Source organism: Gordonibacter sp. An230 (genome assembly GCF_002159915.1).
Lineage (GTDB): Bacteria > Actinomycetota > Coriobacteriia > Coriobacteriales > Eggerthellaceae > Rubneribacter.
The window spans coordinates 42664-57358 of the sequence record NZ_NFJP01000011.1 but is presented as its reverse complement, the minus strand read 5'-3'; the positions used below and the strand labels follow the sequence as shown (position 1 = coordinate 57358).

At 65.5% G+C, this 14695-nt stretch carries 11 protein-coding genes; 2 read left to right on the top strand and 9 right to left on the bottom strand.

All coding sequences use genetic code 11. The features are described from left to right. Positions 1 to 52: 52 nt before the first annotated feature. Together B5F40_RS07530 and fixA are read right to left on the bottom strand one after the other, a co-directional pair. Complete coding sequence (locus tag B5F40_RS07530) at positions 53 to 934, bottom strand: electron transfer flavoprotein subunit alpha/FixB family protein (protein WP_087193728.1); 882 nt, start codon at positions 932 to 934, stop codon at positions 53 to 55. A gap of 48 nt (positions 935 to 982) precedes the next feature. Then, positions 983 to 1741 carry a putative electron transfer flavoprotein FixA gene (gene fixA, locus B5F40_RS07525; protein ID WP_087193779.1) on the bottom strand — a complete coding sequence of 253 codons (759 nt, stop codon included), beginning with the start codon at positions 1739 to 1741 and terminating at the stop codon, positions 983 to 985. 765 nt (positions 1742 to 2506) lie between these two features. Between fixA and B5F40_RS07520 the strand changes: the two genes are divergently transcribed. Both B5F40_RS07520 and B5F40_RS07515 read left to right on the top strand, forming a co-directional pair. Then, positions 2507 to 3292 (top strand): enoyl-CoA hydratase/isomerase family protein, encoded by a 786-nt coding sequence (locus B5F40_RS07520; protein WP_087193727.1) that lies wholly within the window; start codon positions 2507 to 2509, stop codon positions 3290 to 3292. Between the two features lie 548 nt (positions 3293 to 3840). After that, positions 3841 to 4836 (top strand): hypothetical protein, encoded by a 996-nt coding sequence (locus B5F40_RS07515; protein WP_087193726.1) that lies wholly within the window; start codon positions 3841 to 3843, stop codon positions 4834 to 4836. Positions 4837 to 5175: 339 nt separating this feature from the next. Here the strand turns inward: B5F40_RS07515 and B5F40_RS07510 are convergent, their stop codons facing one another. The 7 genes from B5F40_RS07510 to B5F40_RS07480 all read right to left on the bottom strand — a co-directional run bounded on the left by B5F40_RS07510 (position 5176) and on the right by B5F40_RS07480 (position 14620). Next, on the bottom strand, positions 5176 to 6636 hold the full coding sequence (locus B5F40_RS07510) for an MFS transporter (protein WP_087193725.1): 1461 nt from the start codon (positions 6634 to 6636) through the stop codon (positions 5176 to 5178). Positions 6637 to 6740: 104 nt separating this feature from the next. Then, positions 6741 to 7607, bottom strand: a complete 867-nt coding sequence (locus tag B5F40_RS07505) for a MaoC/PaaZ C-terminal domain-containing protein (RefSeq protein WP_087193724.1) — start codon at positions 7605 to 7607, stop codon at positions 6741 to 6743. Positions 7608 to 7704: 97 nt separating this feature from the next. Continuing rightward, positions 7705 to 9321 (bottom strand): crotonobetaine/carnitine-CoA ligase, encoded by a 1617-nt coding sequence (gene caiC / locus B5F40_RS07500; RefSeq protein ID WP_239442946.1) that lies wholly within the window; start codon positions 9319 to 9321, stop codon positions 7705 to 7707. A 149-nt stretch (positions 9322 to 9470) separates the two neighbouring features. After that, positions 9471 to 10691 carry an L-carnitine CoA-transferase gene (gene caiB, locus B5F40_RS07495; protein ID WP_087193723.1) on the bottom strand — a complete coding sequence of 407 codons (1221 nt, stop codon included), beginning with the start codon at positions 10689 to 10691 and terminating at the stop codon, positions 9471 to 9473. 188 nt (positions 10692 to 10879) lie between these two features. Further along, positions 10880 to 12028 (bottom strand): crotonobetainyl-CoA dehydrogenase, encoded by a 1149-nt coding sequence (gene caiA, locus B5F40_RS07490; protein ID WP_087193722.1) that lies wholly within the window; start codon positions 12026 to 12028, stop codon positions 10880 to 10882. Between the two features lie 198 nt (positions 12029 to 12226). Next, positions 12227 to 13222, bottom strand: a complete 996-nt coding sequence (gene aes / locus B5F40_RS07485) for an acetyl esterase (protein ID WP_087193721.1) — start codon at positions 13220 to 13222, stop codon at positions 12227 to 12229. 87 nt (positions 13223 to 13309) lie between these two features. Further along, positions 13310 to 14620, bottom strand: coding sequence for an MFS transporter (locus B5F40_RS07480; protein WP_087193777.1), 1311 nt, complete (start codon positions 14618 to 14620; stop codon positions 13310 to 13312). Between the last annotated feature and the right edge of the window lie 75 nt (positions 14621 to 14695).

Genomic DNA, 14695 nt, shown 5'->3' with positions numbered 1-14695 from the left:
TGTCGGCATCCGAGCGCGATGTGCCGGCGCGCGGACGCTCGATACGTGCTGCCTACAACGCCTCCACGAGGGCCGGCAGCACGTCCTTCACATCACCGACGATCCCGTAGTCGCACTGCTTGAACACCGGAGCGTTCTTATCCTTGTTGATGGCGAACACGCTGCCCGAGCGGTTGCAGCCAACCATGTGCTGCATCTGGCCCGATATGCCGGCGGCCACGTAGACCTTCGGCGACAGCATGAGGCCGGACACGCCCACGTACAGCTCGGTGGGCAGCCAGTTCACGCCCTCGGTGAGCGGACGCGAGCACGCCAAGCCGCCGCCGAGCTTCTCGGCAAGGGCGCGGGCGAGATCGAGGTCGGCCTCCTCGGCGAAGCCGCGGCCGGCCGCGACGACGGCGTCGGCCTTGAACAGATCAACGCCGCTCTTCTCGATGGGCTTGGAGGCCAAAAGCCTCACAGGGTTTGCTGGAGCCACCCACGCCACGTCCTCCGCAACGTTCGCCCCGGATGCCTCCAGCCCCGCGAACGCGCCAGCGGACACGGTGTAGAAGGCCACGTCTGTCGCGGGCTTCTGCACGCGCTCGGCCACGCCGCCGAAATAGAGGCTCTTCGCGCCGTTCTCGAAGGACATGACGTCGGTGATGACCGACGCACCTGCATGGGCCGCCAGCTTGCCGGCGATGGTCTTCATGTGGCGCGTGGGCTCGACGAGCACGACGGAGGGGGCCTCGGCGTCGAACACGGCGATCACGGTGTCGGCGGCGTCGTCGAGGACGGCGCCCTCGGGCACGCTGATGCGCGCTATCTTGTCGGCGACGCCCTCGGGAGCCTCGCCGAAGGAGACGAGCACCACCTCGTCGGCCATCGTGCGGGCGCCGGCGGCAAGCTCGCGCGCGGCATCCTGTCTTTCGGCGATAACGAGTGCTTTCATGGGTATCAACCCTGCCTTTCTCTGTGCGACGGATGAAGGTGTCAAAATTTACAGCGCGGCCTTGAGGGCGGCGGCGAAGCGCTCGATCGCCCCGTCCTCGGAGGCGTCGATGATCTCGAGCTTGCGGTCGGCCTGCTCGGGAGCCTGGCACGAGACCACTTCGACCTTCGCGCCGAACGAGGCGTCCGTCCCGGCCACGTTCATGGGCTTCTTGCCGGCGGCGAGGATGTCCTTCATGCCGGGGATGCGCGGCTCGGCGATGTCGGGCGCGACGGACACGATGGCCGGCAGCGGAACCTCCACCGTCTCGACGACGTCCTCGAGCGTGCGCTCCACCTCGAGCGCATCGCCCTTGGCGACGATCCTTGTGGCGCCGTTCACCACGGGAACCCCCAAGCGGGCAGCCAACTGCACGTCCACCTGCTGCGCGTAGTTGTCAGCCGAGCCGTCACCGCACAGCACGACGTCCCAAGCGCCCACCTTGGACAGAAGCTCGGCGAGCACGGCAGCCGTCGCATTCGCGTCGAGGTTCGCGCACGCGTCGTCGGCGGTCAGGTAGAGCTCGTCCACGCCGCGGGCGAGCACGTTTTTCTTGAGCTTGGAGTCGTCGATCGATGCGGGGCCCGCGCTCACGGCGACCACTTTCGACCCCGGCTCGGCGGCGGCCAGCTGAGCGGCGGCCTCTATCGCGTTCAGGTCGTAGGCGGACACGGTGTTTTTGGCCTTGGAGTAGTCCAGGCTGCGGTCGGGGGCCACCTGGATGTCCTGATCGTCGGGAACAACCTTGAAAGCGGCAACAATGTTCATGCTAACCTTTCCCTTCTCGTTCTCTTCGCACAACATGCGCTTACGATGCGGCGCCCCGTCCGAGAACCCGCCTGCGCTCGCTTTCCGCTTCGCGCACGCGCTTCGGGAACCGAGCGCGCCGACCGCACCCCAGGGGCGACGGTTTCGTTGAGCGCACTATGACGCGCACGGATAGCGCAGGCATCGCAAAATGGCTGCGAATCTCTCGTTACTCACCTTTTAACTATGCACGACCTGCGATTTTGCGATATCGGACTAGCCTGCGGAAAATATCGCGCCATGCTCCGGGATCGCGCAGACGCGCTCGTCACGCCGTTTCGAGGCCTCGAAGGAGGCGACGTACGGATACGCGCTCGCAGAAAGCCCCTGGGGACGGACGCCGCGCTCGCTCCCGAGACGCTGCATCTCGGAGCGCCGACGGGCGGCCATCCCGCCTCGAAGTCGCACACGCCCCTCGCGACCCCTCATGCGGGACCGCAACGCGACGCGTCAAACCCCGCTTCGCGAAAAGGTCGCGCGAGAATCCGAGATTGGAGCAGGGCACCTCGCGTCAGAGCGCAGGAGATTCGCGATCGAGCCCCTTTTTCCGCCGTCCCAACGTTCTCTACTGCGTTTCTTGCGATAACCGGTTTTTCGGTATCGCCGAGATACCGCGCCGCTTGCGATGCGCGGCACGCGGCGCGCATCGCAAGATGGAAACACGCGCCGAAGGCGCGCAAGCGCTCGACGCGAACGCCGCATCCGTCGATAAGACAAGGAGGAACAATGGCAGATTACTATGGCACCGACACCGTCGTATCCGAGCTGCGCGAGGACGGCCTGCTGATCATCCGCATCAACCGCCCCGAGGTGGCGAACGCCTTGAACGGCGTCACCTCCAAGGCCATGGAGAACATCATGAACAACGCCGAGACCGATCCCGCCGTGCGCGCGATCATCGTCACCGGCACGGGCAAGGTGTTCTGCGCGGGCGAGGACCTCTCCGAGCTTTCCGAAGGCGGCGAGTGCCAGACCGTGACCGAGCACGGCTTCGGCGGCCTGACCGCGCGCCTGTGTTCCAAGCCCGTCATCGCGGCCTGCAACGGATCGGCGGCTGGCGGCGGCATGGAGATCGCGCTGTCCTGCGACATGGTGGTGGCCTCCGAGCGCGCCAAGTTCGGCTGCACCGAGGTGGGCTTAGGGATCATCGCCTCCACGGGCGGCCTCGTGCGCCTCGCCCGCGACATCAACCGCAAGGACTGCATGGAGCTTCTGCTCACCGGCAAGAAGATCAAGGCCGATGAGGCCAAGGCGCTCGGACTCATCAACTACGTCGTGCCGGCCGAGGAGGTCATGGACAAGGCCATCGAGCTGGCCGAGGCCTGCCTGAAGAACGCTCCTTTGGCCCTGAAGTGGACGAAGTACATCGTGCACGCCGCCGACCAGATGTCCGAGGAGGACGCCATGCGCTACTCCGACGCCGCCTACCGCTTCCTCGAGAAGACCGCCGACGGCATCGAGGGCCCGGCCGCCTTCGTCGAGAAGCGCGAGCCGAACTGGATCGGCAAGTAGCCTCCCTCACCCTCCCCTTCCCGCTTCGGCGGGCCGATTCGACGCCTGCGGACCACCCGCCGGCGCGCTGAACCCCGGGCCCTCGCCAGCCCGGGGTTTTCATTCGAGGAGTATGTTTCCGCCCTCTCCCTCGGAGAGCATGCTTTCGTCCTCCCTCGGAGCCTCGCTTCCCTTTCAGAACCCAGCCTGCCGAGGAATATGCCCTTCCCCGCCAAAAAAGAGCCGGTTTGGCAATCCAAAAGCGTCGCTCGCCCCTCCTGCGCGGCATTCGACAGCCTATCGCCCCAGATCACGTGAAACCGCTATGCAAACCATGCTCTCGCCGATTGCCAAACCGGCTCTTTTTTGGCAGGGAAGGGCGAAAACCGCGACATGCGCGTCCGCATCTCGCGGCCCCTCCGTCGACCTTGCAGAAACCTTGCACGGATCTTGCAGGAATCAAGCAGAATCCCGACGCAGATCCAGCGGAAATTCTGCTCATGGTAACACCTGGTCAACGCACTCTTCACATGCTGGCAACCACACGGCGGCCATGCTAGGTTGGCAGCATGAGCGTATTTGTCAGCCACATATCGGCCCTCCAAGTATGGTCCTCCTTGAAGGAGGGAACGGCTGCGCTCGCCTTGCACGCCGACCCGCGCAAGACCCCCTGCTGGCGGACGGGCCGGCCCCTGCCCCAGGGCAAGGTCGCCCTGCGCGACATCCAAGGCATCGCAGGCCTCAAGATCGCCAACCTGGTGCTTCCCCTGCACGTCCTCGTGCCCGACGCCGCGTCCCGCAGCAGAAGCGAGCTCGCGGCCTGCCACGTGAGCTCGTCGACCTATCCGCGGGGATCGTTCGTCCGCCTTGCAGAGGGCGTGCTCGTCAGCTCTCCAGAGCTCTGCTTCGTGCAGATGGCAACCAAGCTGCCGCCCATCGCGCTCGTCAGGCTCGGCTTCGAGCTTTGCGGCACGTACGGCATACCGACGGTCGCCCGTGCGGACTACGGCTTCGAACGCCCCTTCACCACGGTTGCGCGGCTCGGCCGCTTCATCGAGGCGGCCGGCGACATGCCGGGAACCGTCAAGGCGCGCAAAGCGCTGCGCTTCATCGCCTCCGGCTCTGCCTCGCCCATGGAGACGTGCATGGTCATGCTGCTGTGCCTTCCAGTGCGCTTGGGCGGGTACAACCTCCCCAAACCGCAGATGAACCGCGAGATCCGGCCCAAGCGGCGCGGCCGGTTCGCCGCCGAGGACCGGCAGTGCTTCTGCGACCTCGTCTGGCACGAGGCCCGCATCGCCCTGGAATACGACAGCTCGGAGTTCCACGGGCCCCGACAGGCAGCGGACGATGCGAGAAGACGCAACGTCCTCCTGAACCGCGGGTTCACGGTGGTGTCGGTGACGTCGGGGAGCGCCCGGAACCTCATCGAACTCGACCGCATCGCGCAGATCCTGCGAACGCGACTCGGAGTGCGCTTGCGCAGCGGGCAGCCTTCCTGGCGCGCGAGGCAACACGTCTTGCATGGGATGCTCCTGGAAAACCCGCGCTTGCCGCGCCCCTGACGTTGAAAAGGCCTTCGGCTGTCAAAAAAGAGCCGGTTTGGCAATCGTCAAAACGCTTTGCCGAATTCGGAGGGAAAGTGACCAGGCTTTTCTCGACCAGAAGGCCGAAGCGAAGCGTCCGATCCACCCTGCAGATTGCCAAACCGGCTCTTTTTTGACCGTTGGACGCGAAAAAGGAAGCAGGCGCCTGCGATCCAGGCGGACCGCGCCCATCGGGCAGGGATGCGGGCCGAGCCGGAGGGTGCGGACGAGCTGGAAGACCGAGGCCATCCCGGCGGACGCTTCCGCCTGGCCTCGGAATCCGGGATGAGAACCGGGGCGAGCTAGGCAGGTGCCACCCTACGCGCCGCGCGGACGTGCGTCTCCCGGGTCGAGCGAGCTCGTCTCCGCAAGCGACTTGCCGCGCGTCTCAGGCGCCATGAAGTACGACAGGACGAGTCCGCAGGCCACAAGGCCGGCTGCCACGAGCATCGTCGGCCCCACGCCGAACGCATCGAGGAACAGCGGCGTGCCGTAGGTGGCCGCGATGGTGCCAATGCGCGAGAAGGCGATAGCGATGCCCACCGCGCTCGCGCGCACCTCGGTGGGAAACAGCTCGTTGGGATAGAGCCACTGCAGGATGCCCGGCCCCCCGCTGAAGAACGCGTACAGGCCGAACGCCGCCACGACCACCGCCACGGGAGCAGAGGGCCACGCGCCGAGCACGGCAAGCCCTGCGAACATGAACGACAGGCTGACGAGCAGAAGCCTGCGGCGGCCCATGGAGTTCAGCCAGAACATGGCCGGCACTGAGCCGACGAGGAAGAACAAGCTCACGGCACTCTCGCCCAGGATGGCCTCCCGCCCCTCGTTCAACCCGAAGGCAGCCATGATGTCGGGGCCAAAGGTGTAGATGGCATACATGGGCACCACCTGGCATAGGATGAACACGCCTAGAAACGCCATGCGCTTGAGATAGCCGGAGCGCAGCACCGCCGACAACGACGGCCTCCCTTCGACCGGGGCAAAATCGAGCTCCACCTCGTCGCCGAACACCTGTCGCACGACGGCGTCGGCCTCCTCCTTGCGGCCCTTCTGCGCAAGCCACAGCGGCGACTCGGGAATGTCATGACGGCCCACCAAAAGCACGACGCAGGGAATTACAGCCGATCCGAGCATCCACTTCCAACCATCGGGGACCTCGTACAGCGCGTAGCCGACCACCGCCGCCACGGTGGCGCCAAGGTACCACGCAGCGGACACCATGCCCATGGACACCGAACGATGCCGCTTGGGCGTGAACTCCGCTATGAGCGACGTGGCTATGGGGTAGTCGGCGCCCACGAACACGCCGATGAAGAAGCGCGCCACCACAAGCTCCCACGGCGTGGAGGCGAACACGCTCAAAAGGGAGAACGCCGCGATGGCCACGATGTCGATAGTGAACATCTTCTTGCGCCCGACGAGGTCGGTGAGGTAGCCTCCGAAGATGGTGCCGAAGAAGATGCCGAGCATCACCGATGCGCCGATGGCCGCGCTCTCGACCGATGCGAGATCGAACAACGGCGTGATCTGCGTGAGCGCCACGCCGATAAGCGACAGCACGTAGCCGTCCAAAAACGACCCGCCGCTCGAGAACAACGATATCTTGCGCAGAAACGGCGTCATGGCCACGTCGTCCATGGTCTTTCGGGCAGAACGCCTCACCTTGTCCACCATCTCCCCGCCGATACGCTTCGTCCCGTCGGCCGCATCGGCGGGCTCGACCAACCCGAACGAAGGCGGGCTTGTCACCTGCGTCATCCGCTTCACATCGTTCATGTCCTCGGCTCCTTCCGCATCGATCCCTTTTCGAGGCTGGCCGCGGCGCCCGCCATCGGCGGCGAAGCAGGCACCCTGCCACGGCGAATGGCAAACGGTCGGGCTTACGCCCATTCCACGATGCCGGCGTTCAAGTACGGCTTGGCCGATTCATCGGAAGCATCCACGACGCGAAAGAGCGCGCGCCCCTCGCCCATCGCCCACACCTGCGTGCGCAGCACCGCGCCAGGCAGCACCGGGGAGGTGAAGCGGCATTTGAATCGCGTCATGCGCTCGGGACTGCCTGGGAACAGAAGCGAGATGACGTGGCGCATGGCCGCGCCGGCGGTGCTCACGCCATGGGCGATGGGGCGCGCAAGGCCCGTCTGCTCCGTATAGGCCCAGTCGATGTGCTGTTGATGCCAATCGCCCATGAGGCGGTACACGAGCGGCCAGTTGAGCCCGTAGCGCTCGTCCTTGAAGGCGTCTGGAGCGCGGTCGGGGTAATCGACCGCGTCCTTCGGCGGCCGCGGGCCTCCCCAACCGCCGTCGTGGATGCAGCAGTCGTAGGTGTCCACCGTGCACAGGTGCGTGCCGTCCGAGGAGTACGTTTTCCCCACCTGCTTGGACAGCGATCCACGGCCCTCGCCGCGATCCCAGATGGCCTCCTGGGTGACGTAGGTCTCCACGCGGTCGTTCATCCGAAACGGCGCATGAAAGCGAACGTCGACGCCGTAGTGCAGCGATCCCGAGTAGTCGAATCCGTAATCGAGCGTGCGCGTCACCTCCTCGTTGACGGTGAGCGGCACGGCAAAAACGGGCAAAGGTTTGAGCGCTGGATCCTCCGCGTCATGCTCGTTCACGTACTCCAAGTCTGTTTCGCCGTCCCAGCCCGCGCCGCATCCCAGGGCGCATATCTCGAGATCCCTGAACGTGTAGTCTCGCACGAACGGACCGAACGTCGTGCCGACGATATCCGTGCTGATGGCCATAGGGGCCTCCTCCCTCTCTGCGGTCGCACCGCCGCGCGCCCGAGCGCCACAGCACCCTTCTCGACACCGAGACACAGCGCCCAGGGGTGCAGGCGCCTCAGACCAAAAGCTTCTTCGCAACCTTGCCCACGCTCGTGCGGGGCAGATCCTCCACGATCTCGACGATGGTGGGCACCTTGTAGTCGGCGAGGTGGCGAGCGCAGTGCCCCACGAGTTCCTCCACCGTCGCCTTTGTCCCGCGCTCGAGCACTACAAAGGCCTTGACGGCCTGGTCGCGCACAGGATCAGGCACGCCGATGACAGCCGCTTCGGAAACGAAAGGATGCTCTGCGAGCACATCCTCCACCTCGGACGCCGAGATGTTCTCGCCTGCGCGCTTTATCATGTTGCTCTTGCGATCCACGAAGTAGAACCAGCCATCGGCGTCGCGGTAGCCCTTGTCGCCTGTCAGGTACCAACCGCCCTCGTCCACCGCGCGCGCCGTGGCCTCGGCATCGGCGTAGTAGCCCTTCATGAGAGCTATGCCACGCTCGCCGCGCACGGCGATCTCGCCCACCTCCCCGACGGGGAGCGCTCGACCCCCCTCCCTGATCTCCACCTCGTACCCGGGGCCCGGCCTCCCCACGCTCGGCCAGCGGCGCTCGCCGCAGGGCCGATCCGTGAGCACCCAGCACACCGATTCGGTGGAGCCGTAGCAGTTCTGCAAACGCACGCCGAAACGCCCCTCGAACGCATCGTGCTCCTCGTCGGAGATGGCCAAGTAGTACTGGGCCGACCGCACGCAATGGTCTCGCTCGGCGGGATCGCACGGCTGCATCATCATCGTGCGCACCATCATGGCCACGAGCTGGACGGCCGTGGCGCCGTGCTTTCGCACCTGGCCCCAATAGCGACGCGCGCTGTACTTCTCCACGAACACGAGCGTCGCGCCCGCGCAGAGCACCGGCATGAGAGCCGCGGTCTGAAAGTTCGAATGGAACGCGGGCATGGTGGTGAGCAACCGGTCGTCGGGTCCGAGACCACACTGCCAGGCGCCGTAGGCGCCGCCGAACAGGAAATTGCCATGGGTGAGCTCGACGCCCTTGGGACACGACGTCGTCCCCGACGTGAAGATGATCATGCACGTGTCGAGCTCGTCGAGCGGACGTCGCTCGACGAGCTCGTCCGAGCATGCGGCTACCGCGGCGTCGAAGTCGATGGCCTCGCCGTAAAGCTCCTGACCCTTCGCATGGCTTACAAGCACGCGGGACAAGGAGTAGGGACGCTCCCCTTCGCCGAGCGTTCCGTATGTCTCCCGCCGGGGCCCCGCAGCCTCCTCAAGGTAGTAGTACTGGCAGTCCGGCTCGCATACCACCGCGTCGATGCCGCACTTCTTGAGGACGTAGGCGCACTCCTCGAGCTTGTGCTGCATGTTGATCGGCACCGCCACGGCTCCGATCTTTGCAAGGGCGACCGCAACGGACACGTGCTCGGGACAGTTGTACAGCTGCACCGCAACGTTCTGACCCGCCTCCACGCCGAGGGAGAGCAGACAGTTCGCCGTCCGATTGATAAGGCGGTCGAACTCCGCGTAGGTGTAGGATCGCACGGAGCCGCGCCGGTCTTCGAACGTCATGAACACATGCTCGCCGCGGTTCGCAGCGAGCCGCTCCCAGAGGGCGCGGAGGTTCCCGTCACCCATGATGCCGCCCATGCCCTCGCCTCGCTTTCCCACGCATCCGCCTTGCTCTGCGCCCTCCGGCATCGCGTCCTGCTTGCGCGAAGAGCGCGCAGGCGAACCGAACGCGCCCTTCGCGGGCCCCCGCTACCCATGGCGCAGGGGCCATCCCATCGTCTCGCTCGCCTAGCTTTCGGAACTTCGGACTAGTTCTCGCCCACCTTCACGACGTCCTTCTCGGCGAGCGCGCGCACCTCGTCCTCGGTGTAGCCGAGCTTTGTCAGCACATCCATCGTGTCGCCTCCTTGGGCCGGCATCGGGCGCCAGATGCGCCCCGGCGTCTGCTCGAAGCGGGGCATGGGCGAGAGGCCCTTGAACGTCTCTCCGTCCTTGGTCTGCCACTCCACGAAGTTGCCGCGCAGCTTCATGTGCTCGTCTTTCACCATGTCCTCGAACTCAAGGACGCTCTGGGCCGCGATGGCGTGCTCGGCGAGGATGTCCTCGAGCTCCGCTTTCGTGCGCTCGGAAAGCCACGCCTCGAGGCGGCGTTCGAACTCCTTGGCGATGGGCATGGACAGCCACAGCGATGCGGTGTCCTCGGGAAGCTCCGGCGTGCCCCACTGCTCGCCGAGGCCCAGCTCCTCGATGATCCACTTGTTCTGGCGGATGCCGAACAGGTTGAGGGCGATGAAGCCGTCGGCGCACTTGTACACGCCGATGCCGCAGAGGTTCTGGTTGCGGGCGCCGGCGCGGCCCCAGTTGATGCCGTCGTTGAGATAGTCGACGAGATAGTACTGGCTCATGTACATGATGCCCTCGTACATGGCCCAATCGATGCTCTCTCCCTCGCCGGTGCGCTCGGCCTTGCGCAGCGCGGCCAGCGAAGCGGCGATCAACAGGTAGGAGTTTATGTAGTCGCCGGAGTAGGGCATGGTGATCATCGGCTGCTCGGGCGTGCCGTTCTGGCAGGTGAAGCCGGCGTAGGGGCCCACGGTGCCGTCATAGGCGGGGCGCTTCACGCGGTCGGGGTCGCCCACCTTGCCGAAGCCGGAGCAGTGCACGATGACGAGCTTGGGATTCACGGCCCACATGTCCTCGTCCGTGAAGCCCTTGCGCTCCCAGGTGCCGCCCTTGGAGGACTCGAAGAAGATGTCGGCGTCCTTCAGCATGCGCAGAAGGACTTCTTTGCCCTCGGGAGTGAACTGGTTGAGCGCGACGGAACGGCAGTTGCGGCGCTCGGCCTGGGCGGCGTTCTTCGCGTCGCGCACGGTGTCGCCGTAGCCGGTGTTCTCGAGCCACGTGACGTCGGCGCCCCAGTCGGCCATGATGTTGCAGGCGCGCGGAATGGCCTCCTCCATGGCGGCGAAGACGACCTTCACGTCGTCGAGTACGCCGAAGGACGGCTTTTCGGTGGGAATGGCGGACATTGCTGATCTCCTTTCATGTGTTCGCGCAAGCGCGGTGAACCGGCACGAGGCCTCGGAACCCCGGGGCGGGGTCGCCCGGACGACCGAACGAAGGTCCCGCCGCCCGCCGCGCCCCAAAGGGAGCGCAGGGGCGCGGGCCTCGGCCTCGCAGCGCCCGCCCGCCTTGCGGGGCGAACGAGCAAGACATGCTACTGACGGTACTTGATGGAGGCGCCCTTGGAGGTGGCGAGGATCATCATCTCGTCGGTGCCGCCGGAGACGCGGTCGACGCGCAGGTCGCGCCAGATGCGGTTGATGCGGTGCTCGGAGGCCACGGCGATGCCGCCCATGATCTGCATGGCGTCGTCGACCACCTCGAAGGCGGCGTTGGCGCAGTAGTACTTGCACATGGCGGCCGCGGCCGGGTCGAAGTTGCCGCCGTTGTTGTCGGCGTTCCATGCGGCCTCGTAGAGCATGTTCTTCATGTTCGTGAGCTTGATGCACATGTCGGTGATCTTGATCTGGTTGAGCTGGAAGCGGCTGATGGGCTTGCCGAAGGCGATGCGGGTGTTCGCATGCTTCATGGCGTCCTCGAACGCGCTGATGGCGGTGCCGTAGTCGCAAGCGCCCACCAGCCAGCGCTCGAAGTTGAAGTCGGACACGCCGCGCATGAAACCGTTGCCCTCCTTGCCGAAGATGTCCTTCTCTTCGAGCTCCACGTTGTCCATGTACACCTCGCAGCAGCTGTCCATGCGCAGGCCCAGCTTGGTGAGCGGAGACAGCTTCACGCCCGGCTTGCTCATATCGAGGAAGAACTCGGTGAACACGGATTCGTCGTCGGCGTTCTTCGCCATGATGACGAGGTACTTCACGCCGAGCGACGACGTGATGAAGGTCTTGGTGCCGTTGAGGTAGATCTTGCCGTTCTCGCGCTTGTACGTGGTGGCGAGCGAGCTCACGTCGCTGCCGGCGCCCGGCTCGGTGCAGGCGGAGTTCCAGATCTGCTCGCCTGAGCCGAGCGTGGACATGACGGCCTCGATCTGCTCCTCGGTGCCCTCGCGGATGATGGTCTCGAAGCCGGGCAGCTGGTAGAGCACGTAGGTGGGCGCGCCGTACTTGCCGAGGATCTCGTAGACGGCCATGAGCGTCACGCACGGCTGCTCAAGGCCCAGGCCGCCGTGGCTCTCGGGGAGCATGATCTGGTCGAAGCCCAGCTCGCAGAGGCCCTTGACCCAGCGCAGCGGGTATTCGTGCTTCTCGTCGCACTCATGGAAGTACGTCTCCCAGTTCTCGCTCTCCATGTACTCGCGGTAGCTGTCGACGATGAGCTCCTGCTCGTCGGTCAACTTGAAATCCATGCTGATCCTCCTTCGATGTTCATGCAACGGGGCCGATCCCCCGTTGAAACCGTATTTGCGTGGCAGGGGGCGGAATCTCTATCGCATCCCCACGAGGCGCAATCTCGCAACAGCCCTTCCCTTCCGAATGCGTCAGAAGATTCCTCCTCCGCCGCGGCCCCTCGCCGATCTTCGACACGGCCGCTTCGCGGCGCGCCGCTACAGCCCCAGCTGCTCGCGGTAGAAGGTCGCGCCGTGCTCGAGGGCGTCGTTGGCCGCATCGAGCATCTTGGTGTAGTGCAGAAACGCGTGGATGACGCCTTCGAACACCTCGTAGCGAAACGGGGTGCCGTACTGCTCGCAGATGGCCGCCAGCGTGGCCGAGTCGTCGCGCAGCGGGTCGTACTCCGCCGCCGCGATGTAGCAGGCCGGCATGTCGCGCTCCATATCGTTCAGGAACAGGTTCGCGTACGGGTTGGTCGCCAGCTCGGCGGGATCGTTCGCGTACATCTGCATGTAGAACTGCCAGTCGGCCTCGGTGAGCCCGTCCCACGGCCCGCCCAGAAGGCGCATCGAGGACGAGTCGGCCAAGCCGAACCAGCCGTAGTACAAAAGGCAGCACTTCACGAAGCCGCTGCCGCCCATCTCCTCGCGCAGGTACAGCGTGGCCGCGAGCCCGAGGTGCGCGCCGCCGGAGTCGCCGGCGAACGACAGGCGCTCGCCGTCGATGCCGTGCCGGGCTCCCTGCTCGTGCAGGTGCGCTGCCACAGCCGCGACCTCCTCGACCGCGCTCGGGAACTTCGCCTCGGGCGACAGGCGGTAATCCACCGCCACCACCGGCACGCGCGTCCGTTCGGCCAGGATGCGGCAGATGCGGTCGTGCGTGTCGAGATTGCCCAGCACGAAGCCGCCGCCGTGCACGTACACGATGGCCGGCAGCGCGCCCTTCCCCGCCGCGCGAGCCGCTGCCGCCTCCTCGGTCGGATAGTAGAGACGCACCGGAACGGGGCCGTGGGGGCCGTCCACCTCGGCATCGACCGTCTCGGCCATGACGGGGCCGCCCTCGGTCCAGTGCGCGCGGCCGACCACGTAGTTCTCGCGCATCTGCTCGAAGCCCACGCTCGTGTCGTTCGCATCCCCTGCCAGCTCGTCTTCCTTGGCAAGGACCGCCTTCATCTGCGGGTTGATCTTGGAAAGCACGTCGATCTTGTTCACGAAGCCCTCTCCTCTCGGTTTTCCGGTCGTTTCGGAAGGGCCCGGGCCGGTTTGCAGCGACGGCCCGGGCATCGGACGAATGGGCCGTCAGGCGTTCGCCGTCTCGGCGTCGGCCTCGGCGCGCTTCTCGGAGGCGAAGTGCCTCTTGAGGGTGCGCAGCACCATGACGAGGCAGAAGCACCCGATGACGGCGAACATGATCTCGAAGCCGAAGATGGCGTTGAAGGCCTGGGCGCCCTGCGCGTCGATCATCGCGCCGTACCACGTGTGGATGAACACGTCGGGCATGAAGCCCACGACGGACAGCAGGCCCGAGGCGGTGCCGAAGATGGCCATGGGGATCTTCACCTCGGACAGAGGCGACGAGCCGATGGAAAACGCACCGTAGGTGGTGAAGCCGAACACGACCACAAGGACGGAGGCGACGATGGCGCCGGAGGGATCCTGCGGGAACAGGATGAACCCGACAAGCGCGGCCACCGACAGGACGAGGCCGCCCATGATGGCCTTCGAGGGGCTCTTGATCTTCGTGGCGATGAAGCCCACCACCGGGCCGGCCACCAAGCCGATGCCGTAGGTGCGGATGAGGCCGACCACGTTCACGAGGTTGCCGTCGGCGTTGAAGCACTGGGTGAGGTAGGGCGTGGTGTACGTGGCACCCTGGTAGACGGCGTACACGCAGAAGTAGGCGATGCAGGCCCAGATGACGCCGGGATGTTTGACGGCCTGGACGGCCTCTTTGAGGCTGAACAGCTTCGCGTCCTTGTTGATCTCGCCTTTAAAGTCGGGGATGAGGAAGAACGAGGCGATGCCGAGCAGGGCGATCATGACGCCCAAAAAGCCGATCATAACCTGCACGCCGAGGGTGCCGGAGAGGGCTGCGATGATGGCGGCGTTGATGAGGCCGACCACAAGGCCGGTCGCACCGTAGATGGAGTAGCTGATGCCGATCTTGGAGGCGTACTCGTTCTCCTCGCAGCACAGGCGGATGACCTTGAAGCGCGTGCCCCACCAGATGAGGATGGAGGTGACGCCCATGAGCACGAACAGGACGAGGCAGATCTGGACGGACGGCAGCATGGCGTAAGCGAACACGAGCACCGCAGTGGCGATGAAGCCCACCCATGCGAGCGTGCGCATGCGAAACTTGTCGGCCACGATGCCCGAGGGCAGATAGCAGATCATGGCCGCCGTGGCGTAGGCCGACACCATGAGGCCGAGGTCGGCGTTCGTGCATCCGAGCGCCTGCATGAGCGGATCGTAGAACACTCCTTTCAGGTACATCGGCGCGTAGATGATCGACGACCCCATAGAGATGAGCACGACGAGCGCCCACTTGTGGAGCGTCGAGAGCTCCTTGTAGGTGACCTCGCCCTTGCTCTTGGCAAGCAGTGACATCTTCCTTCCTTTCTCCTTGTCCTCGCCCATCCCTCCTCCGGCCGCGTGCCGCGCGATGCGCCCGGCGGAGATCCG